The sequence below is a fragment of the Pseudomonas sp. LBUM1644 genome (genome assembly GCF_059716195.1).
On record NZ_CP166812.1, the window covers coordinates 2,328,377 to 2,354,552 of the forward strand.

General features: G+C 56.1%; 20 protein-coding genes and 2 pseudogenes. 17 read left to right on the forward strand and 5 right to left on the reverse strand.

The features are described 5' to 3' along the window. Nucleotides 1-15 precede the first annotated feature (15 nt). The 3 genes from ACA052_RS10530 to ACA052_RS10540 are packed head-to-tail and all read left to right on the forward strand — an operon-like array spanning nt 16 to nt 3,535. Nucleotides 16-1,131: a hypothetical protein gene (locus ACA052_RS10530; RefSeq protein ID WP_497649603.1), complete on the forward strand. Its 1,116-nt coding sequence runs from the start codon at nt 16-18 to the stop codon at nt 1,129-1,131. A gap of 20 nt (nt 1,132-1,151) precedes the next feature. After that, nucleotides 1,152-2,717, forward strand: coding sequence for a GumC family protein (locus ACA052_RS10535; protein ID WP_497650297.1), 1,566 nt, complete (start codon nt 1,152-1,154; stop codon nt 2,715-2,717). A gap of 11 nt (nt 2,718-2,728) precedes the next feature. After that, complete coding sequence (locus ACA052_RS10540; protein ID WP_497649604.1) at nt 2,729-3,535, forward strand: CpsD/CapB family tyrosine-protein kinase; 807 nt, start codon at nt 2,729-2,731, stop codon at nt 3,533-3,535. 45 nt (nt 3,536-3,580) lie between these two features. On the opposite strand, the gene galE is transcribed toward ACA052_RS10540, so the two are convergent. Genes galE through ACA052_RS10555 form a run of 3 tightly spaced genes read right to left on the reverse strand, consistent with a single transcriptional unit; the run spans nt 3,581 to nt 8,750 of the window. Beyond that, a complete protein-coding gene (gene galE / locus ACA052_RS10545) occupies nt 3,581-4,558 on the reverse strand; it encodes a UDP-glucose 4-epimerase GalE (protein WP_497649605.1) in 978 nt (325 codons plus the stop codon). A gap of 45 nt (nt 4,559-4,603) precedes the next feature. Beyond that, nucleotides 4,604-7,219, reverse strand: coding sequence for a glycosyl hydrolase family 5 (locus ACA052_RS10550; RefSeq protein WP_497649606.1), 2,616 nt, complete (start codon nt 7,217-7,219; stop codon nt 4,604-4,606). A gap of 4 nt (nt 7,220-7,223) precedes the next feature. Beyond that, nucleotides 7,224-8,750 carry an O-antigen ligase family protein gene (locus ACA052_RS10555; RefSeq protein WP_497649607.1) on the reverse strand — a complete coding sequence of 509 codons (1,527 nt, stop codon included), beginning with the start codon at nt 8,748-8,750 and terminating at the stop codon, nt 7,224-7,226. Nucleotides 8,751-8,848: 98 nt separating this feature from the next. Between ACA052_RS10555 and ACA052_RS10560 the strand changes: the two genes are divergently transcribed. From ACA052_RS10560 to ACA052_RS10620, 13 genes are all read left to right on the forward strand, one after another. Beyond that, complete coding sequence (locus ACA052_RS10560; protein WP_497649608.1) at nt 8,849-10,225, forward strand: oligosaccharide flippase family protein; 1,377 nt, start codon at nt 8,849-8,851, stop codon at nt 10,223-10,225. Between the two features lie 52 nt (nt 10,226-10,277). Beyond that, nucleotides 10,278-10,472, forward strand: a complete 195-nt coding sequence (locus ACA052_RS10565; RefSeq protein WP_497649609.1) for a hypothetical protein — start codon at nt 10,278-10,280, stop codon at nt 10,470-10,472. Next, a complete protein-coding gene (locus tag ACA052_RS10570) occupies nt 10,469-11,935 on the forward strand; it encodes a GMC oxidoreductase (protein ID WP_497649610.1) in 1,467 nt (488 codons plus the stop codon). Before ACA052_RS10565 ends, ACA052_RS10570 begins: the two co-directional genes overlap by 4 nt. A gap of 74 nt (nt 11,936-12,009) precedes the next feature. Further along, the gene (locus tag ACA052_RS10575) at nt 12,010-12,627 is read left to right on the forward strand and encodes an acyltransferase (protein ID WP_497649611.1); all 618 of its coding nucleotides are present in this window, start codon (nt 12,010-12,012) and stop codon (nt 12,625-12,627) included. Continuing rightward, nucleotides 12,620-13,576: a glycosyltransferase family 2 protein gene (locus ACA052_RS10580; protein ID WP_497650298.1), complete on the forward strand. Its 957-nt coding sequence runs from the start codon at nt 12,620-12,622 to the stop codon at nt 13,574-13,576. Before ACA052_RS10575 ends, ACA052_RS10580 begins: the two co-directional genes overlap by 8 nt. A gap of 8 nt (nt 13,577-13,584) precedes the next feature. Further along, nucleotides 13,585-14,109 (forward strand): serine O-acetyltransferase, encoded by a 525-nt coding sequence (locus tag ACA052_RS10585; protein ID WP_497649612.1) that lies wholly within the window; start codon nt 13,585-13,587, stop codon nt 14,107-14,109. A 37-nt stretch (nt 14,110-14,146) separates the two neighbouring features. Continuing rightward, nucleotides 14,147-15,124 carry a glycosyltransferase family 2 protein gene (locus ACA052_RS10590; protein WP_497650299.1) on the forward strand — a complete coding sequence of 326 codons (978 nt, stop codon included), beginning with the start codon at nt 14,147-14,149 and terminating at the stop codon, nt 15,122-15,124. A 7-nt stretch (nt 15,125-15,131) separates the two neighbouring features. Then, a complete protein-coding gene (locus tag ACA052_RS10595; protein ID WP_497649613.1) occupies nt 15,132-16,130 on the forward strand; it encodes a DUF535 family protein in 999 nt (332 codons plus the stop codon). A gap of 11 nt (nt 16,131-16,141) precedes the next feature. After that, nucleotides 16,142-17,344, forward strand: a complete 1,203-nt coding sequence (locus tag ACA052_RS10600; protein ID WP_497649614.1) for a glycosyltransferase — start codon at nt 16,142-16,144, stop codon at nt 17,342-17,344. Continuing rightward, nucleotides 17,341-18,528: a glycosyltransferase family 2 protein gene (locus ACA052_RS10605; protein WP_497649615.1), complete on the forward strand. Its 1,188-nt coding sequence runs from the start codon at nt 17,341-17,343 to the stop codon at nt 18,526-18,528. The genes ACA052_RS10600 and ACA052_RS10605 overlap by 4 nt, the downstream gene beginning before the upstream one ends. Then, on the forward strand, nt 18,528-19,262 hold the full coding sequence (locus ACA052_RS10610) for a WecB/TagA/CpsF family glycosyltransferase (protein ID WP_497649616.1): 735 nt from the start codon (nt 18,528-18,530) through the stop codon (nt 19,260-19,262). The genes ACA052_RS10605 and ACA052_RS10610 overlap by 1 nt, the downstream gene beginning before the upstream one ends. A 277-nt stretch (nt 19,263-19,539) precedes the next feature. Then, the gene (locus tag ACA052_RS10615; RefSeq protein ID WP_497650300.1) at nt 19,540-20,682 is read left to right on the forward strand and encodes a GNAT family N-acetyltransferase; all 1,143 of its coding nucleotides are present in this window, start codon (nt 19,540-19,542) and stop codon (nt 20,680-20,682) included. A 79-nt stretch (nt 20,683-20,761) separates the two neighbouring features. Further along, nucleotides 20,762-21,883 carry a glycosyltransferase 61 family protein gene (locus ACA052_RS10620; RefSeq protein ID WP_497649617.1) on the forward strand — a complete coding sequence of 374 codons (1,122 nt, stop codon included), beginning with the start codon at nt 20,762-20,764 and terminating at the stop codon, nt 21,881-21,883. A 108-nt stretch (nt 21,884-21,991) separates the two neighbouring features. Here the strand turns inward: ACA052_RS10620 and ACA052_RS10625 are convergent, their stop codons facing one another. Both ACA052_RS10625 and ACA052_RS10630 read right to left on the reverse strand, forming a co-directional pair. Beyond that, a complete protein-coding gene (locus ACA052_RS10625; RefSeq protein ID WP_497649618.1) occupies nt 21,992-23,416 on the reverse strand; it encodes an undecaprenyl-phosphate glucose phosphotransferase in 1,425 nt (474 codons plus the stop codon). 469 nt (nt 23,417-23,885) lie between these two features. After that, nucleotides 23,886-24,336 (reverse strand): annotated as a pseudogene (locus tag ACA052_RS10630) (cytochrome C). Between the two features lie 83 nt (nt 24,337-24,419). Between ACA052_RS10630 and ACA052_RS10635 the strand changes: the two are divergent. Continuing rightward, a pseudogene (locus tag ACA052_RS10635) lies at nt 24,420-24,728 on the forward strand (aldehyde dehydrogenase family protein); the annotation flags it as partial. Between the last annotated feature and the right edge of the window lie 1,448 nt (nt 24,729-26,176).

The following is a 26,176-nucleotide window of genomic DNA, read 5'->3' on the forward strand; positions in this document are numbered from 1 at the left end:
GCAATAAGGATTACCTTGCCTGTGCTGCGAACGACCGGAATTGCGACGGCCATCCTAATCATGCCGTATTCCGGTGTGGCCCATGCCGCCACCTGGCAATCGGGTATCGTTGTGCCCTCTACTGTCGAGTACGACAGCAACCCCGTGCTCGTTACGAGCAACAAGAAGGGTGTGACGCGTACGATCATTGCCCCCGATTACACGCTCGTCGGTACTTCCGACCGGGATCAGTGGAATTTCGGCCTTGGGGTCAACCTGGTGCGGTCGTCCGATACGTCCATCGTTTCGGACCGTGAAGACCCCGATTTGAAGATCGGGTGGCAGCGCGAGACCGAAACCGGTGGTTTTGGACTCAAGGCGCAGTATATCGAGAGCTCGACGCTCTCTACCGCGGTTCAGGAAACCGGCGTGGTTGCCCCCGATGGTACGCAAAAGCTGGCCTTGGTCGGCGGCAACTGGAGCACGGCGCTCAGTGAGCGTACGACCCTTGTTAACGAAACCGATTACACCCACGTCACTTACGACGTCGACACGCTGACCAACTATGATGAGTTGGCGAACCGCTTGAGCTTGAACTATGCATGGAGCGAGCGTGTGGAGTTATTCACGCGTTTTGGAGCGAAGCGTTATGAACCGGAGAAGGGATCTGCGGTGGCATCCTCAAACAGTTATACCCCCGTTGTCGGCTTGAACTATGACATCTCTGACCGGCTCAAGGGTTCGGTTTACGCAGGTGTCAATCAAGTCTCAGGCACGAACAGCAGCCCCACCGGCCAGGGCGGTTTTTCGCTGCGCTATACCGGTGAGCGTATCGATACCAGCTTCGACGCCAGTCGAAGTACTGTCGCCAGCGGCGACGGCGGTTTTGTCGAGGTTGATAGCCTGAACGGCCTGTGGAGTTATGCCCTCGATGAGACCCGTCGTGCCGGTTTTGATACTTCATGGCAAAAAACCAAGGGGCTGACGCCTAATACCCTGCGCGATGCCGGTGCCTGGTTCAGCCAGGAGCTCTCGCCTTTTTGGGTGGCGCGCCTATCCTACACGTACAAAGAACGCCAGCAAGATGGCTTGCCGGATGCCACCGCAAACGTCGTCGGGTTGACCTTGACCTATAGTCACCCGGATTTCTGACATTCAGCTCTGTGAAAACTATGACTTCTGAATACGAAATGTCGGTCAACGACTACATCGCCATCATCAAACACCGAGCCGTGCTGTTGATCCTGACTTTTGTGGTCATCCTCGGCGTGTGCGTCATGGTCGCGGTCTCTCTCCCGCCTACCTATGAGTCATCCGGCACGATTCTGGTCGAGTCCCAGCAAATCTCACCGGACCTGGTGGCGGCGAACAACAATACCTTTGCCGATGAGCGCATCGAAGTCATTCGCCAGCGTGTGATGACCCGTGAGCATCTGGAAGTGATCATCAACAAATACAATCTTTTTTCTTCGCAAAGCAGGCCGTTGAGCCTTACCGAGAAAATCGACGAAATGCGCAATGCGATTACCGTCTCTTTGGTCAGCGCTGCAGTCAAGGGCCGCGGAGAAGTGACAATCGCGTTCCGGTTAGGCTTTGAGCACCGCGAGCCCGAAATTGCGAACAAAGTGGCCAACGAGCTGGTGACGCTGTTTCTGGATGAAAACATCAAGCAACGCACCGAACGCGCCAGCGAGACCACCGAGTTCCTGACGCAAGAGGCGGACAAGCTCAGGGTCGAACTGGAAGCCCTGGAGAACCGGTTGGCGGACTTCAAGCAGGCACACGCCAACGCACTGCCTGAGCATCAGGAATTGCGCATGAACATGTTGTCGCGCGCCGAAACCGAGCTAAAAGAGGTCGACCGCGACTACAAGGCGGCCCGCGAGGAGTTGCGTTTTAATGAACTCGAGGTTTCCGCAGCCAGTGCCGGAGTCGCTACCAAGCCAGGGGCGACAGGTGCGGTTGCTGATAAACCACAGGACTTGGGTAGCCTCAAGGCCGAGTACGCCAGGTTGTTGTCGCTGTATACGCAAGCTCACCCCGATGTGCGCGCCGTCAAGCGCAAGATTGCTGCGCTTGAGTCTGCCCCGGGTGTAGGCGGCAGCTCAGTGGCACCGGTCAGTCTGGACGTTGCCAAGGCTCAGGCCCGTGTCGCTGCCTCGCAAGCACGAATCAACTCGCTGGCCGATCAAAAGCGCGAACTACTCGGCAAAATTGATGCCTACGAGGCGCAGATCCTTGAGACGCCGCAAGTCGAGCGTGGCCTGGTCACGCTAATGCGCGATCATGACAACGCACGTAAAAAATATGAGGAGATTCGCACGAAGGAAATGGGTGCGAAGATTTCCGAAAGCCTGGAGCAGGAAAACAAAGCGGAGCGTTTCGTTCTGCTTGAGTCGCCGTTGATGCCCGAAAAACCGGTGAGACCGAACCGCAAGAAAGTGGTTGCCATGGGCTTTGTCCTGGCCCCGGTGGGCGCTGGTGCACTGGTGATGCTCCTCGAAATGTTGAGTCAGCGCGTGCGTGGTGCGGAAGCCCTGGGCAGTGTGGTGGGCAGGCGCGTATTGGCTTCCATCCCCTATATTCACACCAAGGCGGAACTGGCACGTCGCAGGAAGTGGCGAACGTTTGTTATCGTCGGTGGGCTCGTCCTGATTGCGATCTTTTTGGTGCTACTGCACTTCCTCTACATGCCTCTGGACCTTCTAGTCTTTAAAACGCTGGGCCGGTTTGCATAAGGAATATAGACATGGAAATAATCAAGCCCGATACCGAGAATTCCGGGCAACAGCCTTCATCAGGTCTCGTGACAACGCCAAAGGCGCTGACAGCGACCGCGCAGTCCGCGGGGCTGAATGCGCTCAGTTATGTGCAAACAAGAGTGGTGCCGCTGCGGCTGGATCATCTCGAACGTAACCGCATTGTGGCTTACAACAAGAATTCGACGCTGAGCGCGGCGTTTGACCTGCTGCGTACGCAAGTTTTAAAAATCATGGAGGAAAATGGCTGGCGCACGCTCGCCATTACCTCGCCGACGCCGGAGGCGGGCAAGACAGTTTTGGCGATCAACCTGGCCATGAGCATCGCCCATCACACGACGAAGACGGCCTTGCTGGTGGATTTCGACTTGCGTCGTCCGACCGTGGGCGCGTGCCTGGGCCTGCCGATGGAGAAGTCGCTCAACGAATTGTTGGCCGATGAAGCAGAGCTGCAAGAGGTGCTGGTGAACCCGACCTTGCCGCGCTTTGTGGTCCTGCCGACGCGTGAGCCGATTCCGCACTCCACTGAGGTGCTGTCTTCGCCCGCGGTGAGCCATTTGATTACCGAACTGCGCGAGCGCTACAACGAACGAATCGTGATTTTCGATCTGCCGCCGTTGTTGAGTTCCGATGATGTGATTACCGTCCTGCCCAAGTTCGACTGCGTCCTGCTGGTGGTTGCCAATGGCAGTAACAGCAAGAAAGAGATCGAGGAAAGCCTGCATCACCTGGGCACCGCCAACTTGATTGGCACGGTGCTGAACAAGGGCGAACCGCAAAACCGCTCTTACTACTAGAGCGTCACCCTCAGGCGCCAGGCGTTTTCACGCCAGCGCCGATTCTCAGTGCCAAGGGTGCTTCTGTTCCCAACGCCAGGCGTGCGTCACGATCTGCTCCAGTGAGGCAAACTGCGGTTGCCAACCCAATAAGGTATAGGCCCTTCGTGGGTCAGCCACCAGGCGCGGCGGATCACCGGCACGGCGTGGCGCTTCACTGACGGAAATATCCTGGCCGGTCACCTGGCGCGCAGTCTCTATCACTTGCTGCACTGAGAACCCTTGCCCGTTGCCGAGGTTAAAAGCCGTGCTCGCACCACCGGCCTGCAGATAATCCACGGCCAGTGCATGAGCGGCAACGAGATCGGTCACGTGGACGTAGTCGCGGATGCAAGTGCCGTCAGGCGTGTCGTAATCACGGCCGTAGACGGTAATGTTGGCGCGCCGGCCGGAGGCGGCTTGCAGGATCAGTGGCAGCAGGTGGGTTTCCGGTTCATGGCGTTCACCCAGCTGTCCTTCAGGGTCTGCTCCAGCGGCGTTGAAGTAGCGCAGGCAAACCGATTTCAACCCATAGGCGCGGTCGAAATCCTCAAGCATCTGTTCCACCATCCACTTGCTGCGGCCATAAGGGTTGATCGCGGCCTTGGGATGGTCCTCGTCGATGGGTACGTACACCGGGTCGCCATAGACGGCGGCGGTCGAGGAAAAAATGAAGTGTTTGACCCCCGCGCGAACCATGGCTTGCAGCAGTGTCAGGGTGGCGGCCAAATTGTTCTGGTAATACTTGGCCGGTTCGACAACGGATTCACCGACCTGGATGAACGAAGCGAAGTGGAACACGGCATGAAACTGTTCGGCGGCAAACAAGCTGTCCAGGGCTTGCGCGTCGGCGATGTCCAGTTCGACGAGTCTCCCGCCCACCAGAGCGCTGCGGTGGCCCGTGGAAAAGTTGTCTGCCACCACCAGTTCGTGACCCGCGCGCAGCAGATGCTGCACCATGTGCGAGCCGATATAACCTGCACCGCCAACCACCAAAAATTTCATCCTGTCCTCCTGGAAACTGTTGCTGTGCAACTGCAGATTGAAGCGTCAGCGAGCGACGCTTTTTTTCAGAAACAACCAATTCGTCGCTTGTCTACCGTCGAACTTGATCGTGTAGCGTCCATCGGCGTAGGTCGCGGGTAGCGCCTTCATTTGCGCAAGGATGCCGTGGGTGAACAGCGTCAGGCCTTGCGCTGCCTGGATCGACAGTGTGCCTTCGAGAGGCTCGACATAGAAAGGTGTCTTGTCGCCGTCTTTGGGGATGGCGCGGGCGCCCAGGGAGATCAGCAAATCCTGCGACTGGCCGATTGGCGCGTTGTCCAGGCTTTGCACGACCACACTGGCATTAGCCGTCTTCATTTGCACCTGGATGCTGCCAAGCTTGATCGACTCGCCACCGATCCAGCCGGTTGCGGCCTGGGTGCGTGGCGTGTCGAGGGTGTAGACGCCTTTTTTCCAGTTGCGCTTTATTTCACCTGTGTCTGTTGTCGACTCGCTGGCATTGGCGTCCAGCAGCGACTGTTCAGGGTCATGAAACACCTGTGCATTGCTCGGGATAATGCCCGGCTGCAACCAGGGGAGTTCCGGCGTCTGGGGCATGGCGATTTGCAGCTTGCTTTTCTCCATGGCGGTGCGCAGCAGCACAGAGTTGGCCGCCGTGAGTTGCCGGTTGAACAGCGTGTCTGGCGTTGGCGCGAACACGTATGTGGTGTTGGCTTCGCGAACGTCTGCACGACGATAAAGCAGGGCGGCGGCGGGCAGGGTGGCCAACAGTGCCGGGTCGTTATAAGCGTGCCAGTTGCCGGCAGTCATCCATTCGCCGGTCAGCGGTTCCTGGCTGTAGGCGTATTGCATCAGTGCATCCCAGCCCTGGTGGCTGGCGGTGCCGGCTACATAGAGAGGCAGCGAGTGGCGGTCGGACGTCGGGAACGGTTCGTTGTTCCACTCGGTGACGGTCAGGGGCTTGCCGGTGACTTGGCCGGCGGCAATCCAGTCGACCAAACCGGCGCTGGTCAGTGGGTTTTTCTCGAGCTGCCCAAGGCCACCGTAGTTGTGCACGTCGACCACGTCGCCGACGGTCAGGGCCGGCAAGGAGTTCAGGCCATTGCCGCCCCAACTGCTGGTCGTCGCGATAGGTACCTTCACGCCAATTGAGCGCAGGTGTTGAATCATCTCGACGTTGAAATTTCGTTCCAGATCGTTAAGGAACAGCTTGGAAGGGCCAGGCTCCCAGGCGCGCCAGGTTTTGCTGGACGACAAGTCATGTTGCTTGGCAAAGCCCTCGGCCGCTTGCATGTACAGCTTGCTGTGTTTGGGAACGTTCTTGTCTGGCAGCAAGGCATTGCCATAGTGATGGGTGACGTCGTTTTCGTTGGTGATCAAAACAGCGGCGACCGCTGGATCGTCCTTGTAAGCGAGGCCGGTGTAGCTATTTACGTGGTTCAAATAGGCAGCGGTGAAGCGCTTCATCGCCTGCTGAATGGTGATGTTCACATAGGCATAGGCCTTGAGATCGGCGTTCCCGCTGCTGTTTTTCGGCATTTCCTCGAAGCCATAGATGTTGTCTTTTGCAGTGAAGGCGCGCTCGACGTGCATATCCAGCCATACATAAATGCCCTCGTCTTTCAGGCACTTGATCCACCAGTCGATTTTCTTCAGTGACTCCGGACTGAGTTGTTGGGTGTCACGCGTGAGGCTCGGGTCGCCGAAAATGTTCGGGCTGACCCAAGGGGAGTCATGGTGGTGAAGTCGCACGAGATTGAAGCCGAGTGCCGATAGGCGTTTGGCCTGCAGTTTGATTTCATCGTCTGGCGTGCGGAACAGCGCATACGACGTGACGTTGGTCCCCCAAAAGCGTGCGGGGGTGTTGTCCGCGAATAGCAGTTGCTCGCCGGATGCTTTGACGAATCCGCGCTTGCCTGCAGGTTTTTCGGCCGCGTTAAGAAAGGACAGGTCGACTGGCGAGGTATTAACGTCGAGCTTGTCGCTCGGCCAGCTCTTTGGATCCGCCAGGCCGAAGCGCTCGGAAGGGGTGGGGCCGAGTGCCACATCACCCGAAATGCTTAAGGTGGCCTTGATGTTCTGGCGGCCGGGCTTGATCGTGTCTTTGTAGAAAAAAGCACGCACCTCGGATTTATCACCCGGTTCAAAGTACACACTCGCCAGCGCAGGTTCAAAACGCATCTCGATGCGTCGTCCTTGCGCGTTCCCCCATGACCAGCCTTTGTTGTCGGGGAGCAACACGGGCTCACCCATTTCTGCGGTGAACAGCGCAGGGTCGAACTTGAAGACGACGCCGCCGCCCATGACGTCCGACCTCGTGCTGTGCGCATCGAGGGCAAAATTCCACGTCAGCTTCTGTTCGCCATCCTTCTGGATGTTCGCTGCCAGGTCGAAGTCCAGCGTTTTGTTCTGGCCTGTCAGCGAGTAATTGAAGGGCCCGTTCACCTTGAACTCGGTCGGAAAGCCCGTCCATCCCCAGTTGCCTTCAAAGAACAGGAATGAAGAAGCGATCGCAGGGTTGCCGCCGTTCGCCAGCATTGGCAGGCCGCTCTGGTCATCGACGCTGGCTACCCAGTCCGTGGCCCAGGTGCTGCATGGCCAAATAGCAAAAGACAAAACAACTGGAAGCAGCAAACGGGTGCGGCGAAAAAACGTGGCCATGAGGTTACCGGAGTTGAAGGTGGGCACTCGCAGTGACTGCAGGTGAGGTTTGCTTGAGCCTGCGCGCCATCTGGGCATACGCAACGCCCAGTCCCGCCACCGACCAATACACCACGGGGATGACCGTAATGCTGCTGACGGTAACGATGGTGATCAGGACCCCGGCCAGCGTCGCCAGGAGCGCACGCCCGAGTCGGCGTACCTCATTGTCTTTGTCGGGAAACGAACGCATGCCCTTGTTGATGCCCTGCAGGATGCTGGCGAAAAAAAGCATGAAGAGAGCCAATCCAATCAACCCGACCGACAGCGCTACGCCGATATAGGTGTTCACGATATCGATAATCCCCTGGCCCTGAAGCAAGGACTGCATTTCCGGGGTGTTGCGGTAATCGAAGGAGCCTAGCCACGGATTGCGCTGGATAACGATCAAAGCGTTATCGAACAGGCGCTGCCGGTAGGTGATGTTCTCTACTTCCACCGTACCGATGAACGGGAGCAGGTCGAGCACTTTTTGTCCGCCCGGTACGACGGCCAGCAGGGGCAGGGCAAGCATTCCGGCGACCGCCAGCAGCATCAGGCGTTTGACCGCTTTGCGGCCGGCGCCGATGAACACGACGATCATGGCGGCGGCACCGATCCAGGGGCCGCGCGACAGCGGTGCGAACAGGCCACCGGCGAGCAGGAGCGCGCCGAGAGTTCTTTGCATTCGGCTGCGTACGTCCTCCTGCAAGTACAGGTAAAAGCCGATGGCCACGCTGATCACGAACCCCAGCGCAATGGCCTGGCCGGTGGTGACGCTGGCGCGCAAGGAACCACCACGACTCAAGTAGCTGGACATCTCCCATTGCATGCCCATGGCGTCGGTCAGCGCACTGTACAGCAGCCAGTTCTTGGAAAATTCAAAGAGACCAATCAGTGACAGCACCATGGCAGCGAGCACAAAACCCAACAGCGCGTTCTTGAAGTCGCTGAGGTTCTTCAGCGCCCGGCTGGCAACGTAGTAAGGCAAAAACACTTCGATGAACAGGTAGAGCGTTTGGCGCAATGTGTCGGTGACCGTGGTTTCGCGCAGGTACAGCAGGCTCGTCAGCACGAGGTTGGCTGCCAGCAGTTTGTCGGGCCAGGTGCGCCCGAAAGAGAGCGTGTCCGATCGCCTGCGCAGCGAAAGAAAAGCCGGCAGCAAAATGCACAATGCCAACAGGCGAACATGGTTAAGCGCAAAAAAATAGTTGACCAGGCCCATGCCGGGAATCTGCGCCGAGGCCGGAGGGACAAGAAACAGCAGCAGGAAAAACAGCGCCAAGGGATTGCGCTCGCGTTTGCGTGCCACGGTCAAGACGATGGCGGTGACGCCCGCATACACCCAGAAGCTGTGTGAGATAAAGGCCAGCAGCGTCAATGCAAACCACAGGTTGCGACGCCGTGTGAAGTCGTTGCGAGGGATCAGATCCTCCGCGGGTCGGCGTGCAAACGCAAAAACCACAGCGGCAAGAATCAGAATGACGACTAACGCGCGAAAGTGTTCAGGCATGGGTGATTGGACTTATCAATTGGTGAACGACAGCTACTAGTGGAATGGCAAAATGCGACTATAGTACCTTTCGTGCCATTTAGTCCGGGGTTGATGTTATGCGGTCAGTTAATTTATCGCCACCGTTGAGCCTGCGCAGGCGAGCGATATCTGCCGGGGCATGGAACCTCGGGGCGATCATTACATCTCAAATTTTTCGTTTGGGCGGCAACCTCATTATGGCCCGCTTATTGATGCCCGAAATGTTCGGCATCATGGTGATCGCCACCACCGTTTCGGTGATTCTGCACTTGCTGTCCGATGTTGGCTTGCGCCAGAACGTTATCCAGAGCCCGCGTGGCGACGATCCCGTGTTTCTCAATACCGTCTGGACCGTGCAGATCATCCGCGGCTTTATTCTTTTTGCTTTCACCCTGGCAATCGCCGGCTTCGCGTGGTTTGCGCAAGTCATCAATTTGTGGTCGCCCCATTCCACTTATGCGGCGCCGGAGTTGCCGCTGGTGCTGGCCTTGACCGGTTTTTCCGCGATCATCTATGGATTCCAGTCGACAAAAGTCGACGTGGCCGTTCGCGCCTTCGAGCAGAAAAAAGTCGTCCTCACCGAGTTTGCGTCCCAGGTCGCCGGCCTGGTGGTGATGCTGATCATCGGTTACTTCACCCGGTCGATTTGGGCGCTGGTCGGTGCAGGCCTGATCTCGGCTTTAGTCAGCACGCTGCTGGGGCATTTCTGGTTCAAGGGCCCGGCAAACCATCTGCACTGGGACAGTTCCACACTCAAGGAACTGGTCGTTTTCGGTCGTTGGATTCTGTTGTCTTCCGCCGTGGGCGTATTGGCCATGAACGGCGATCGCATCTGGTTCGGCGGCAGCATGTCGGCCGCGGAACTGGGTGTCTACTCGATTGCCGTGTTGCTGCTGGGGGCCCTTCAACTCGCCGTGCAGCGGTTGGCCGGTTACGTCGCCTTGCCCGCCTTCAGCGAGGCTGCACGAACCAATGACACTGTGCGGCTGCGCACGTTGTATTACCGTTTCAGATTGATTATCGATATCGCGTTGCTGTTCAGCTGCGGGCTGCTCTGGACCATCAGTCCACTCATCATCCACGTGCTATACGATGATCGTTATGCCGAGGCTGGCGACATGATGGCCATCCTTTCACTGTCTTTTTTCACCCTGCGTTTCACCCTGGCGCATCAAGCCTGGCTTGCCTTGGGGCTCTCAAAGTACCAAGCCATGGATAACATTATTCGCGCCGTCTCATTATGGGTGCTGCTGCCTCTGCTGCTGGCTATTGGCGGGGTGAAATATGGGATTTGGGCCGTTGCCCTGCATACCTTTCCTACACTTGTACTGATCGTGTATGTCAATTGTCGTGTGGGGCTTTTCGATATCAAGCGCGAGCTGGTAGTGCTGCCAATGTTGGTGGTCGGGGCGTTGTGTGGGGAGGTAGTATTGGGCATTGCCAAATGGTTTTGACGTGACCCAAATGCTTGCTGTTTTCAATTTGAATGTCGGGGCGCTTTGAATCATGAATGAACTTGATTTGAATACCTCTGTGATGGGGCGCAGAGGTTTCCTCCAGGGAGTTGCCGTATTGAGTTTTGGGGGACTGGCATTTGGATTTTCCTCGGTGCTTGCTCGGCCTTCCGCTGGCAAAACCGAATTTGTCGTGATCAACGGGTGGGTATTGCCTGCCCAGCATTTCCGGCAAGCACAAGCATGATCAAAGATTACCAATCACAGAAAGAACTCCGCGACGCCTACGATTTTTGCATCGTAGGGGCAGGGCCCGCCGGCATTACACTGGCATTGCGCCTGGCCAGTTCTGGTCGGCGCGTGCTGCTCGTCGAAGGAGGGGGGCACGAGTATTCGCAGAACTCCCAAGCGCTCTACACGTGCACTTCGTCAGGCCTCAATGCGTACGTTGAGGAAACACGCCTGCGCTATCTCGGCGGAACGTCCAATCATTGGGCCGGGCGTTGCCGTCCGTTCGAGCCGTCTGACTTTGCCGTGGCTCCTCCCGTGGGCTTGCCCGGTTGGCCGATCGCGTTTTCCGAGATCGAGGCTCATCTGCCAGAGGCCATGACTATCCTCGATCTTCCAGCGGATAGCGGATTCAAGACCATCAACGCGTCCATGGGTGACAATGATTTTGAAGCGGACCGCTTCTTGCTCAGCGCGCCAACACGATTTGCGCAAAAATATGCCAGCGACCTGCAGGAGACAGAGGGGCTTGATGTCTTTCTCAATTGCAACTGTGTCGATATTGAATTTGACCGCAATACCGGTCGCGTAGCGGCCGTGGTCGTGTCTGATTACGCGCTGAGCCGAGAGCGCGTTGTGGCAAGGAATTTCATTCTGGCAACGGGCGCGATTGAAAACGCCAGGCAACTGCTCAACAGCGAGTCGTTGGCGGCTGGCGGCATCATCAGCAAGGATGGTTTCGCCGGAAGGTGTTTCATGGAACACCTGAATATGAGCCTGGGCACCTTCATCCTGAGAGACGGGCAGAGTACAGAGCCTCGACAGTACTTCACGACCGATGCATTCGTGGCCGAATATCGGTCAGGCAAAGGGAACGTGTCCGCTTCGCTGCTACAGGAAGTGAAATCCTATGGCCGCACGGCGGCTATCAAGAGCTTCTTCGAAAATCTCACCTGCGAAATAGGAATGGCGCACAAGGTCGACTTCATTACCAAGTTCTATTGTCCCGGGGATGGGGTCATTACCACCTTGATCGAGCAATTTCCCAACCGCGATAGCCGTATATCGTTGCTCGAAGAGCGCGATGCATTAGGCATGCGCAAGGCCAACGTCAATTGGGCCCTGAGCCCTGAAGACAGGCAAAGCATTAAATGCATAGGGCTGGAAATGGCCAAGTGTTTTGCCGATGCAGGGCTGGGTTTTGTCAAACTGGACGATAGTGTTTATGACCTGTCTTTACCGCCGAAGGTGAATCCCCATGCTCATCATATGGGCACCACACGGATGGCGACGTCACCTGAATTCGGGGTCGTCGACGAAAACTGCAAAGTGTTCGGTACCGACAATCTTTACGTGGCCGGCAGCAGTGTTTTTGCTACGGGCGGCGCCAGTAACCCGACCATGCCGCTTTTGCAGCTTGCCCTGAGGTTGGCGAATCATCTGAATGATCAAGCAAGCCCCGCGGTGGGCAGATATTCCTGAGACTACAATAAAAAAAACCAAGGTGTATCAGGCCCTGGTACGGACGCAATCGGTGGATTTGTGAGGCAAAAAGGATGATTGGACTGACAAAGCTTGCAGTAAGTTATTACGCCAGAAAAACCGGACGGGCACGTTCGCTCTATAAACGCTTTTGTAACCCGAACGGGTTTGAATGGGCTGAGTATCTGGTCCGCTGGGGATCGCTGCACTCAATCGGTAAAAATGTGTGGATCAACTCCGGGTGCAACATAACGGACCCATCGCTTGTACGACTCGGCAATAACGTAGGTTTGTCTGACTGCACCGTGTTCGGGCACGATGGAGTCATTGGACTACTCGAGATTTGCTTTGGTAAAAAGCTCGATTCAGTCGGCCCTGTCGATATACTCGACAACTGTTTTATTGGGCACGGCGCCATCATCATGCCTCGTGTAACCATAGGTCCGGACTCAGTTGTGGCCGCGGGAGCCGTCGTCACGAAAGACGTTCCGCCGGGTGTGGTGGTGGGGGGGAATCCAGCGAAGGTTATCTGCACACTCGAACAGCTGTTGGAAAACGTCGAAGCACGTAGCAACACTTATCCATGGATGGACATCATCATGAAGCGCAGCGGTTTGTACGACCCAAATTACGAGCCAACACTTATAGCATTGAGAGAGCAGCACTTTTTTGGCGATCAACCCAATGGTTAGTGCTCCACTTGATGTACTGGTAGTCAACTACAATACCGCGGGCCTGTTGCAACCCATGTTTAATGCGTTGCGCCAACCCGACAGTGCGGATCAAACGCGCTATTTGGTGGTGGACAACGCCTCTGCCGATAATTCGCTGGAACGTCTGGCGATTATTTGTCCGGAGGCATTGCTGCTCGCCAATGAAAACAATGTCGGCTTTGGCCGAGCCAACAATCAATTGGTTGAGCACCTGCAGGGCAAGTACGCCTTGCTCCTCAATACCGATGCTTTCGTCGCCGCTGATACGTTGAACAAGACCCTCGACTATATGGAGGCACACCCGGAGTGCGGTGTCCTCGGCGTCAGGCTTGTTGGACGAGAGGGCGATTTGCAACCGTCGTGTCGCTATTTCCCTACGCCGTTGAATGTCTTTCTTTCGCGCACCGGGCTCGAACGTTTTTTCCCCATGGTGAAGCGGGTCGATGACATGACGTGGGATCACGCCTCGGTTCGTGAGTGCGACTGGGTGCCTGGCTGCTATTACCTGATCCGTCGGGAAGTCATCGACCAGGTTGGCCTGTTCGACCCGCGCTACTTCCTTTATTACGAAGAGGTTGATCACTGCAAGCGGGTTAAACAGGCAGGTTGGAAGGTTGTTTATTACCCACATACCACGGTGGTGCATATCGGCGGTGAGAGTGCCAAATCCGTTGATGAGCTCAATATGGCCAGTCGACAAATACCCAAATTGCAAATCGAAAGCGAGCTGCTGTACTTCCGCAAGCATCACGGTCTTGCGGGTTTGGCCTTTCATATGTTGCTGGTGAGCGTGGGGGATCTGATCCTGGCGCTCAAGGCTATATTGAAAGGCCGCGGCTGGGCCGCTATTGGCGCGTGCTGGCAGCATGCCCGTGTTACCTGGGCGCTGCTGCGTGATACCAAACTCGCTAGCCAACCAACTCGGTAGATCAGTCGATGTTCGAAAACATACGTGCGGACTTGCGTGCATACGCGGGTGATTGGGGGGCTCAGGGGTTCTGGGTGATGCTGGTTTACCGCTTCGGGCGCTGGCGCTATGGCGTGCGTCCCGCGTTGTTACGCAAATTGTTCTCCTTTATCTACAAAGTGCTCTTCAAACTGGTGCAGATCGTGACCGGTGTCGAGTTGCCGTGTGAAGTGGTGGTCGGGCGCAATTTCGTCATCGATCATTTTGGCGGAATCATCATCAGCGGCTACGCGCAATTTGGCGATGATTGCCGGATCCGCAATGGCGTGGTCGTGGGTTTGAAGAACGTGAACGAGCCGATTGCTCCCGTGATCGGCAACAATGTCGATATCGGTACCGGGGCGAAGGTGCTGGGCAATATCCGCATTGGCAACAATGTCGTGATTGGTGCCAATGCCGTGGTGCTGACCGACGTACCGGACGACTCGGTGGCCGTGGGCGTGCCCGCGACGATCAAGAAAAGGCAGTCCGCACAAGCCAGGGAATGCTCATGAACTGTTTCAATTGCGGTGCTGCGTGAACGCCATGGCCATGGCGATGGGCATTGGTGTCGTTGTGATCGGCCGCAATGAAGGCCAGCGACTCGAGCGTTGCCTGGCTTCGCTGGCCGGTGCGGCGCAGAAGGTTGTTTATGTCGACTCTGGATCAACCGATGGTTCAGTACAGATGGCACGGCGGCTTGGGGTCGAGGTGGTCGAGCTGGACATGACGATTCCCTTTACGGCCGCACGCGCGCGCAATGAAGGATTTGCCTGCGTGCACCGTTTGTTGCCAGCGATGCGTTATGTGCAGTTTGTCGATGGTGATTGCGAGGTGGTTGGCAGCTGGCTGCCTCAGGCCCGGGCCTTTCTTGATGCGCAGCCGACGGTTGCGGTGGTCTGTGGCCGGCGTCGTGAACGCTTCCCGCAGCACTCGATCTACAACTTGATGTGTGATCTCGAATGGGACACACCGATAGGCGAGGCCAAGGCATGTGGCGGCGACGCGTTGATGCGGGCCGACGCCTTCGCGGCGGCGTCCGGGTTTCGACCGGATCTTATTGCCGGGGAAGAGCCTGAGCTGTGTGTGCGTCTGCGAGCAAATGGTTGGAAGGTCTGGCGTCTGCCTGAGGAGATGACCTTGCACGATGCGACCCTGACCCGGTTCGGCCAATGGTGGCGGCGAACCTTGCGGGGTGGCTATGCCTTTGCCGAGGGGGCATTTTTGCATGGGGCCGCGCCGGAACAACATTGGCTACGTGAGTCACGCCGTGCCTGGTTATGGGGATTGGGCATCCCGCTGGCGACGCTTTTCACGACTACGCTGCTGGGCGGGTATGGGCTGCTTCTGCTGCTGATCTATCCGTTGCAAGTCGTGCGCCTGGCCCGCCGGGGCAAAGGATCGGCGCGCGAAAACTGGCTGCTGGCGTTCTTTCTCGTGTTGGGGAAATTTCCCGAGATGCTCGGGCAAGTGAAGTTTCTTTTGAACAGATTCGGCGCCGGCAAGTCCGCGTTGATCGAATACAAGTGAGACTTACATGAATAATTGGCTGATCGTAAAAAACGCGTTTTCTTTACACGCCGGGTATTCTTTAAGAGCATTGAAAAACAAACTTAAGCTCATGGTCCTGATGGGCAAGCACCGGGCTGAACTGAAGTTGTTCCTGGGGCGCATGTCGAACGCTCTGGGCAGCGGCGGTATAGAGAAGTTGGGTGCGGATTGTTTGGGCGTTGTTCAATGGCCCTACATCAGTAAGAACTGGACCGCTGCGGATAAACTAGACGCTCTGGCTTCACACTATGAAGTGGTCACAAAAAGCTTCCCGCAGTTATTGCTGTTTGGTCGAAGTGAACGTCTTGTTTTAGGTGATTTGTCCGAGTTCGCTGCTGATTGCTCCCTGGTACTGGACCGTCCGATATGGTTCATGCGTGAAGGGGAGTTGGTCCTGAACTTGTTTCAGGGCGATTTGCGTATTGCGTCCATAGCCTTCACGTTGACCAGTAAGAACGCCGGAATTTGTATGTTTATCGGTGCCGTTCAAGGGATACACAAAGGGATAGAAAGTGAACGATCCCTGAATATTTACCGGGACCTGACAAAAAGTTTTGAAGGACTTCGGCCTAGAAGTTTCCTGATTGAAGTGGTCAAGCATATTGCAGTCAATATCGGCGTTAAAAAGATTTATGCGGTAGGGGATGAGTATCGCCATCATCGTCATCCGTATTTTAGCGCTCATAAGGTCCAGGAGTTGGCGGCGAATTATGATGTGATCTGGCTGGAGCATGGAGCGACGCCGTCAGACCGCGTGGACTTCTTTGAAATCCCCATGGCCCCGTCCATCAAGCCGCTCGACACGATTGCTGCCAAAAAACGCGCAATGTACCGCAGGCGTTATGAGCTACTAAGTGATGCGTTTCAAAAGATCGACAGGGCGATGCAAGGCAACACTGCAGCCACTGCCCCAGTGCTGGTCAAGGCACCTGATAACCGTACTGCGCTGGAAATTCCTGCAGTTATAAATCACAACAACATCTGAATCTGGTTCTTATGCGCATCGCTTATTTCATCAATCAATACCCCAAGGTCAGCCATAGTTTCATTCGTCGCGAGATTTTGGCGCTGGAGCGCCAGGGCTTTGAGGTACAGCGCATTGCGCTGCGTGGCTGGGATGCTGAATTGGTGGATGCCGAAGACGTGTCCGAGCGCGATAAAACGCACTATGTGCTGCAGGGCGGAGTGAAAGAGTTGCTGATGCCAGTGCTGCAGGTTTTGCGCGCCCGGCCGCAGCGTTTTTTTTCGGCGCTGTGGCTGGCGCTACGTATGGGCCGGCGCGCCGATCGTTCCTGGCCGTACCATTTGGTTTATCTGGCTGAAGCGTGCCGAATGCTGCCCTGGCTAAACGAGTTTGGTGCCGAGCATGTGCATGCGCATTTCGGCACGAACTCAACCGAGGTGGTAATGCTGGCCAATGCGCTCGGTGGTCCGGCGTACAGTTTTACGGTGCATGGTCCGGAGGAATTCGACAAACCGCAGTTCATTCATTTGGGCGAGAAAGTCCGGCGTGCAACGTTTGTCGCGGCGATCAGCTCTTATGGGCGCAGCCAGCTGTTTCGCTGGGTCGATCATGCGCACTGGGCCAAGGTAAAGGTCGTGCACTGTGGGCTGGAGCGGGCGTTTCATGATGTACCGGCGGTTGCGGTGCCAACCGTGCCGCGGGTAGTTTGCGTGGGTCGCTTGTGTGAACAGAAAGGCCAATTGTTGTTGCTTGAGGCCGCTCGCATCCTGGCAACAAATGGCGTGGCGTTCGAGATAGTACTGGCCGGTGATGGTGAGATGCGTGCGGAAATCGAAGCCCTGATTGCACGGCATGGTTTGCAGGCGCATGTTCGAATTACGGGCTGGATCAGCAGCGAGCAAGTGCGTGAGGAAATTCTCGCGGCACGCGCCTTGGTGTTGCCGAGCTTTGCCGAAGGCTTGCCGGTAGTCATCATGGAAGCCATGGCGTTGCGCCGACCCGTACTGACCACCTACGTGGCGGGCATTCCCGAGTTGGTGCGCCAGGGTGAGAACGGTTGGTTGTTTCCCGCTGGCGCAGTGGAAGAATTGGTCACGGCACTGACGGACTGCTTCACGCAACCGGTCGAGGCGCTGCAGCAGATGGGCGAGGCGGCCTACCAGAAAGTACTGGAGCGACACGATATCGATACCGAAGCGGCCAAGCTGGCTGATTTGTTTAAGGCGCAAGCATGATCACATTACTCGGTTGGCTGTTCAGCGCACTGCTGGTACTTATCGTACTGCCCGTGTTTGTCCTGCTCGTGCAAGTGCTGCTGGCCTTCCTGCCTGTGCGGCCGCTGCCATCGGCGCGAGGGCCGCGACCGCGAGTGGCGGTGCTGGTGCCGGCACACAATGAATCCTCGGGCATCGTTGCGACGATAAAGAGCGTTCTGCCGCAGCTGTTGGAAGGCGATCGCCTGTTGGTAGTGGCGGACAACTGTGCTGACGACACCGCCGAGCAGGCCCGGACGGCGGGCGCGCAAGTGGTGGAGCGCAGCAATGATCAGCAGCGCGGCAAGGGGTATGCGCTCGACTTTGGGGCGCGTCATCTGGCGAGCGACGCGCCGGATGTCATGATTATTATCGACGCCGATTGCCAGGTGAGTGAGGGTTTTATCGAGCGTCTGGCCATGTGTTGCATCGACTCCGGGCGGCCGACGCAGTCACTCAATTTGATGCTGGCTCCAGCGGGTTCCGGACTGAAAGTGCGGCTGGCCGAGTTTGCCTGGTGTGTGAAAAATCGGGTGCGGCCGCAGGGTTGGGCGCGGCTCGGTTTACCGTGTCCTTTAATGGGCACGGGCATGGCGTTCCTTTGGCGAGACCTGGCGCTGATCGATTTAGCCAGTGGCCACATCGTCGAGGATTTGAAGATGGGGCTGGATTTCTGTCGAAGCGGCAAGCCACCTGTGTTTTGTCCTGACGCTTTGGTGACCAGTTACTTCCCGCGCAGTGAAGAGGGTTTAACGAGTCAGCGAACGCGTTGGGAGCATGGCCATCTAGGGGTCATCCTCGGTGATGTGCCCAAGTTGCTGGTGGAGTCGATTGGCCGGCGCAACTGGAACCTGCTGGCGATGACCCTGGATTTGTTAGTCCCGCCGTTGGCTTTGCTGACGTTGATATTGGCAGCGGTCTTTGTGTTGTCGTGGCTGGTATTCATGCTCGGCGCAACATTGGCGCCAGCCTTGATAGCGTCTGCCGGGATGGTCATGTTGGGCGTGGCTATATTGCTGGCATGGAGTCGATTCGGTCGCGGAATCATCCCGTTCTCGACCTTGTTGTATGCGCCGTTCTACGCGCTGAAGAAAATCCCTCTGTACATAGGCTTTGTGCTCAAGCGCCAGGTTGAATGGGTGCGTTCGAAGCGAGACGATAATTAATGCGCGCTTTGGCTTGGCAGCATCACTGGCAAACGATTATCCAGAAGCTCAGGGTGGTCAGCGATTCTGCTGACGAACAAGGGTTGATCGATGCCTTATCCCGGGCTGACGTGGCGACCGTGCTTGGTTTCGTCAATGCCCATGCCATGAACCTGGTAGCGGGCAGCACCGATTACTATAACGCGCTGTCTGCTGCTGACGTGTTATTGCGCGACGGCTCCGGCATGGCGATCCTGTTTCGTCGACTCGGCCTGGTGCCGGGAATAAATATGAATGGCACCGATTTCATTCCCAAGTTACTGGCGGCGTTCAAGGGCCGACGCGTGGCTTTCTGGGGGACTGAAGAGCCGTATCTCAGCAATGCGGTGCGTCACAGCGAAGCGGTATTTGCGGTCAATGTCGTGTCTGCTCACCATGGTTTTGCCGAAGTGGATGCCTATATCAATCTTGCCCGACAGTCGCAGCCGGAATTGGTCGTGTTGGGTATGGGCATGCCCAAGCAAGAAGCTGTCGCTGCCAGGCTCGCCGCCAGCGGTGTGCCCTGCGTGATCGTATGCGGCGGGGCAATCCTGGATTTTCTTGGCGGCAAGGTTACGCGGGCTCCGCATTGGGTGCGTCGTATCGGTTGTGAGTGGGTATTCAGGCTGATCAGTGAGCCAAAGCGTTTGTTCCGTCGCTATGTGGTGGGTAATCCTATGTTCATGCTGCGCACACTTATCTGCAAAGATGCCTGACGTCAAATAAACGGCTCAGGTGTTTGCCACCGGGCTGGACGTCCTCGCGGCATAAAAAAAACGGCGCGTGCCACTACTACCTTGCAAATAGCCGATGTAGCATCTTTACTCTGCTTGGCATTGCCAAGTGGGCGCATGCATTAACATTATTTTGTTGATTAAGGTTGGAGACAGCTAAATGGCGTCAGAAAATCTTAACTACTTACGCTCTGTTCAGTATTTGGTTCATTGATTGGCAAACTCAAATCACCTTCCCTTGACTTGTGCTAAAAACCAGATGAAAGAATATATAGCGAATCTGATACGTAAGTTTGTATCCCCATCAATGCGCTTCGAGCTAAGGAAGGCGCTCGCTTGGCTGCACGATATTAGTTCGCGTGCCTGTTTTTGGCGCTGGGAAATTGTCAGGTTCAGGCTGCGGGAAGACAGTCCTTACGACATTCTCTATGTGGGCAGGAAATCACAGCGGGAGTTTTTAAAAGTACTCCTCGGTGCTCAATCTAAAGCAGTTGAAAGCAAGTTAAAGTTGGATAAAACAAGTCAGACGGTGGTGGTCAGTGAAGTGCCAACCTTGGGTGCATTGTATGTGCCTCACTATTTGAGTGCTGTTGTCCCGCTAAGCCGATCAATTGATGAGATCACCGCGAGATACAACACCGAGTTACGTCGAAACCTGCGCAAGAATCGCCTGCGTTACCGTATGAAACAGGCATTGAACGATGACGAGATCGAGGTCGCGGACCGGGAAATGCTTCAACCTTATGCCAGCGCCAGGCATGGTGCATCCGCCTCTCAAATTGAATCGCACGAGGTTCAACGGGTAGCCAAAAATGCAGGGCGGCTTGATCTCGTGCTGTTGGAAGATGAAATAGTCGCCTGTCATCTTGGGTGCGTCATTACGCGAGGCGGAAAACGCTACTGGAGCACGGTCCGTTTTGGCTATCCAGACACGGTGTTTTCAGACGCTAAAAAGTTACGTGAGATCAATTCAATTACCACGTTCATGGCCCTTGAGTGGGCCATAGAAAATGGCTTTGACTATTACGATATCGGGACTTGCCTGGCGCGTCCGGACGACGGGCTTCTTGAGTGGAAAAGAAGGCGTGGCGGCGATGTCGACACGCTGGGTAACTATGGCTATATGTTTGTCCAGCTACCCAAGGTGGGGGCGGCGCAATTCCTGTGGGAGACGCCGCTATTTGCAGTCGAAGGCAAAAAACTGACGCTTCACCTGGGGGTGCCGGACGGGCCGAGTGACGAGGAGGTCGCGAACCGCTATCGTGAAATGGGTTTTGGTGGGCTATTCAAAATCTACCTCCATTGTTCCAGAAACCCGGGAGAGACGCTTCTCGACACCTTGGGCAGTCGCTACACTCATCTGAAGTCGCCCCCTGTCCTGGAAATTATTGTATCGACTTGAATAGGCTGCTGATTTTAAAGAAATACAGTTTGTGCGGTGGGCTCTATTTCTGCATAACCACATTACGACTGGGGGGCATATGTCGGAAATCATTACATTGACGAATGGCGGTCAAGCGAAGTGGAGTCTTGCTGCGTACAAACACATTCTTAAAACACGGCTTATACGAAAGCCGTCGTTAACGCTACAAAGTCTCGCGGTGAAAACGTGGGAAATCGCTCCCGGTGAAGTGTCGATTGCTCCGCCTGCTTTTTATCTGCCGGGCCAACTAGAGCGAGTAACGGGATGGGAAGGCGAGCTTTTTTATCCCTTCGAACATCCCCGTCGCACAATGGAAGGTGTCGGTCGTGTTGAACATGGTCCAACAAAAGGCTACTTGCTAAAAGATGCCTGGCTAATCGATGGCGCGCTCTACAAAGACAATGCCAAATCATGGTTGTCACCAAAATCTGGTTGGTTGCCAAAGATTCGCGTAGAGCATGAAATCGATCGTGGGGCGATGTTTTGCACGGCGGGGGGGAATAAGTGGTTTGGCTCGTGGTTAATGGATGATTGTATAACTTATCCATTGGCATGCGACGAAGGCGTTCCGGTAACTACGGCACTTTCGGCTAACCTGGTTTCCACTGCAAAGACCGGCATACTTCACGCTCCCGGATACGAGGACTGGCTGGGCATGAAGCCGGCTCGTCTGCGCAATGCATTTTTCCGTGAGCTGGTGATTTTTGACGATCTGAGTCAAAACCGACATAAACACCTGCGCTTTCGCGCGATGGGTCAGAAGTTACTCTCGCACGTCGACGTTGTTTCTCACCCGGGTGTGTTCATTCTACGAGGTGGCACGGGTGAATTGCGCTTGTTGCGCAATGAGCTGGAACTGGCAGAGCGTCTGCGTGATCGCCGGGGGTTTCGCATTATCGATCCTGCGAAGTCCGATGTCGCGACCATCGTCTCGACCTGTGCCGGGGCGAGAACCGTCATCGGAATCGAGGGCAGTCATCTGATACATGGCGTTAACGTACTCCAGCCAGGTGGTTCGCTGCTGGTATTGCAACCCCCTAATCGTTTCCTGTGTTTTTTCAAATACCTGACGGATCGCGATCACCAAAACTTCGGTTTTGTGGTCGGCACGCCAGAGGGTAATGGTTTTACCATCGACCCCGATGAGGTTGAGCGCACGCTGGATTTGTTTCCTGCCTGACACGACGTCCTTGTAGGAGCTGCCGAAGGCTCGGGCCGCGTTCGGACGATCTTTTGATCTGCGCTTTTAAAAGCAAAGTCAAAAGATCGCAGCCTGCGGCAGCTTCTACTAGTAGGCCTGCTTACCGGAGAAGGCTGTCAGCGTTCGCACAAGGATGACGAAATCGAGCCACAGCGACCAGTTGTTGATGTACTCGATGTCTGAGTCAACACGCCGGATCATCTGTTCTATATCTCTCGTTTCACCACGATAGCCACGCACCTGGGCCAGGCCGGTAATGCCTGGCTTGATGTTGTGGCGCGCAAAATAGTCCGAGATGTCGGGCGAGTACTGCACATCGTGCTGAATCGCGTGGGGGCGAGGCCCGACCAACGACATTTCCCCCATCAGCACGTTGAACAGCTGCGGCAGTTCGTCCAGGCTGGTTCGCCGAATAAAGGCACCTACCCTGGTCACGCGTGGATCATTCTTTTGCGCCTGTTGGACGACACCATCAGACGGTTGATGGACGACCATGCTTCTGAACTTCCAGATGCGAAAGGATTCTCCACTCCACCCCATGCGTTCCTGGCGAAAGAACACCGGTCCCGGGCTATCGATCTTGATGGCGAGGGCGACGATCGCCAGCACCGGCGCGGCGAACAGCAAGATGAGAAAGGTCAGGACCTTGTCTTCAAGATTCTTCAGGAATAGACGCATGCCCATCAGCGGGGTTTCGGACAAGGTCAGCACGGGAATACCGGCGATTTCGCGAACACTGTGATTGATCAAGCGCAGTGAGAAAATGTCCGGTACCCAGTTAACAGAGATGTGCTTGTCAAACAGCCTTAAGTAAACATCCTTGATAACCTCTGAGCCGCCCAAAGGTGTAACGAAGTACACGGTACGGATGGAATGTTGTACGACCAACTCATCAAGGTCGGCTATATCGCCCAGTATGGTTAATTGTTGCGCGTTTTTTGCGCCATCCTTGCCGTGGTCATCTTCGGTGCCAATCAATACACATCCGACTATTCGTTCACCCAGCCATGGGTTGTTACTTATTTTCTTGTGAAGGTACCGGGCCAGTTCGCCCGAACCGATAATAAGAGCATTTTCCAATTGCGTCGGGTGAGCCAGAAACTTCTTCTGCATTTCCCGCGTCGCAAGGTGCAGAAGCAGTTGGGCGAAATAGCCAAGAACAAATAACTCAGCCACCAACAGGCGCGAATACTGCTCGCTCGTTTTGGTCAGAAAGGCCATGGCCACGAGAAAACCGAACGTCGCCGTCCAGGCCTTTAAAAGCTTGAACGCTTTGACGGCAAACCCGACGTTGCTGCGGTAAATAGCGTAGTGGTCGTACACGACGGCCAATGCCCCAAGTAGCAACAGGAGCATGATGACGTAGGCCTGCGAGATGTAGCCGATATGATAATTGATCAAAAACCACGCGACACCGGTCACAGCAACACCATCGAGACCGGCCTGGATGACGATACTGGTGCTGCTTCTTCGCTGGAGAACGGAGCGAGTACTGTTCGGCTCAAAAATCATGCTTAGACCTCATTTGCTTTCCCTCGCGCTCGATGATGACGAAATTTCAGTACAACGGCCCTCGCTTGGTAGCGTCAGCGTCACCGGCAAGCTACTCATACTGGTGTAGATACTCGTGCTCAGCCACCCACCCACCACCTAAATTAGCCGACCTGGGGGAGAATGTGACGCTGTGTGCTATCACTTTAGCAGTACTGGGCAATCATTCACTAGGCCGCTGTAGTTTCACATATCCCTGTCGAAAATGAAGCGCACCCGTGTGGGTTCGTCGTGCTCTATCAGCGGGCGGGATGGGTCGGGGGGAGGTTTGGCCTAATACTTGTAGTAGCGAGCTCGCTCGCGATGGACGTAAACGATGACGCGTGTTTTCAGAATATGCGCGGCGCTCTTGAATGAATCGCGAGCAAGCTCGCTCCTACAGGGGGGATTTCGCCGGCATTTTGGCGGCTATGGCTTTTTCAGGCCGTAGTCAGTTGTTCATCCCGTCTTCAATGGCGATGCCTTGCGCACGCACTTGCTGGATCAGCCCGGCGCGGGTGCCGGGGAGGTTGAGCAGGGTTTTGCGCGCAGTGTCGCCACTTCTTCAGCACTATAAGGTTGATAATCCGTCGGCGTACTTTTGCCCGCCATGCCGTCTTTGCGCATCAGCCAGTTGATCAAGTCGAGACTTTCAGAAAGTTGCCGACAAACCCGGCCATCCGCGGGGTGTCATTGGCGGCGGAACCCATGCCATTTCCCAAGTGGCAACCGGCGCATTGCAACTGGTACTTTACGCCGACGCTATAACCGGCCTGGGAGATGGGCTTTTGCAGTTCTTCATTGCCGGGTGCATGACGTTGCGCCGGGTCGGTAATGGCCCTGGCATAAACGAGTGGCGCGGTCATGACGCAGACAAGACCGACGATGAGCAATCTACGCATAACAACACCTCCGTAAAAACACACGCTTTTTTGTAGGAGCTGCCGAAGGCTGCGATCTTTTGATCTTGTCTTTTAAAAACAAGGCGGTGGCCCGTGTAGAGGTGTTTGGTCCGGTGTTGGGGGTGATGCCATTTGATGACGAAGACGCGGTCATTGCGCTGGCCAACGACAATCGTTATGGCTTGGCGGCCAGTCTGTGGACCAATGATTTGAGCAAAGCGATGAACCTGGTGCCGCGTAGTGAAGCGGGCACTGTGTGGGTTAACGCTCATGTGCTGCTTGACCCGGCCATGCCGTTTGGTGGCGTCAAGCAGTCGGGTATGGGGCGGGAGTTTGGGCGGGCGGTGATTTCGGCGTATACCGAGCTGAAATCGGTGTGTATTGCGCACTGAATTGGCCGGTGTGACTTGGGGGTTGGGGGTGTATCCGTTTTTTTGGTGATGGCGGGTATTGGTTCCGCCCTTACGGCGGGTCACTTGGAAAAGCGCCAAGTAACCAAGCGCTTCTGCCCCTTTCGTTCGGTGCCTCGCTGTGGCTCGGCATGCCCTCGCTCCGGTCCTGCTCCGTGGGCCCGCCGCGATCGGCCATCCATGGCCGTGCGCGGCTAACCCGGCATCCATGCCGGGTTGCCCACTGCGCAGAACCTGCGCTCGGCCTCACGAGGGGGCGGTGCGTCCAGATCAAGAGCAGGCGAGCTAACGCTCGGCCTTGAGTGGTGAAAATCAAAAGCGGGTTGGGCTGCTTTTGCTTTATGTGGGAGCGAACCTGCTCGCGAAGAGGCCGTGTCAGTCGACATCAATGGTGGCTGCCAGTCCGCATTCGCGAGCAAGCCCGCTCCCACAGTTTGATCTGTGTGACCAATGGCTACGTATCCACTGAAGATCCCTTGTGGGAGCGAGCCTGCTCACGAAGAGGCCATGCCAGTCGACATCGATGGTGGCTGCTAATCCGTCTTCGCGAGCAGGCTCACTCCCGCATTTGATCTGTTTGAACACAGGCTGTGTGTCCACTGAAGATCCCTGTGGGAGCGGGCTTGCTCGCGAAGGGGCCGTGTCAGTCGACATCCATGGTGGCTGCCAGTCCGTCTTCGCCAGCAAGCTTGGCTCCTACAGTTTGATCCGTGTGAACAATGGCTACGTATCCACTGAAGATCCCTTGTAGGAGCGAGCCTGCTCGCGAAGAGGCCGTGTCAGTCGACATCAATGGTGGCTGCCAGTCCGCATTCGCGAGCAAGCCCGCTCCCACAGTTTGATCTGTTTGAACACAGGCTGTGTGTCCACTGAAGATCCCTGTGGGAGCGGGCTTGCTCGCGAAGGGACCGTGTCAGTCGACATCCATGGTGGCTGCCAGTCCGTCTTCGTCAGCAAGCTTGGCTCCTACAGTTTGATCCGTGTGAACAATGGCTACGTATCCACTGAAGATCCCTTGTAGGAGCGAGCCTGCTCGCGAAGAGGCCGTGTCAGTCGACATCCATGGTGGCTGCCAGTCCGTCTTCGCCAGCAAGCTTGGCTCTTACAGTTGGATTTTGCCTGGCAGGAGATTGGTGTCCGCCGCCGACGGCTTGAAGGACAGGCCGGCCGGTAGGCCGCCTCGCTTTGGCTTTTGATCTTCTTGCCCCATCGGAAGGCCGAGTGGAGGTTCTGCGCAGTGGGCAACCCGGCATGGATGCCGGGTTAGCCGCCCCCGGCCATGGATGGCCGATGGCGGCGGGCCCACGGAGCAGGACCGGAGCGAGGGAACCCTGAGCCTCAGCGAAGGGCCGTACGCCAGGGGCAAGAGCCCTTGGTTACTTGGGGCTTTTCCAAGTGACTCGCTGTAAAAGCGAAACCATTAGCGGTCG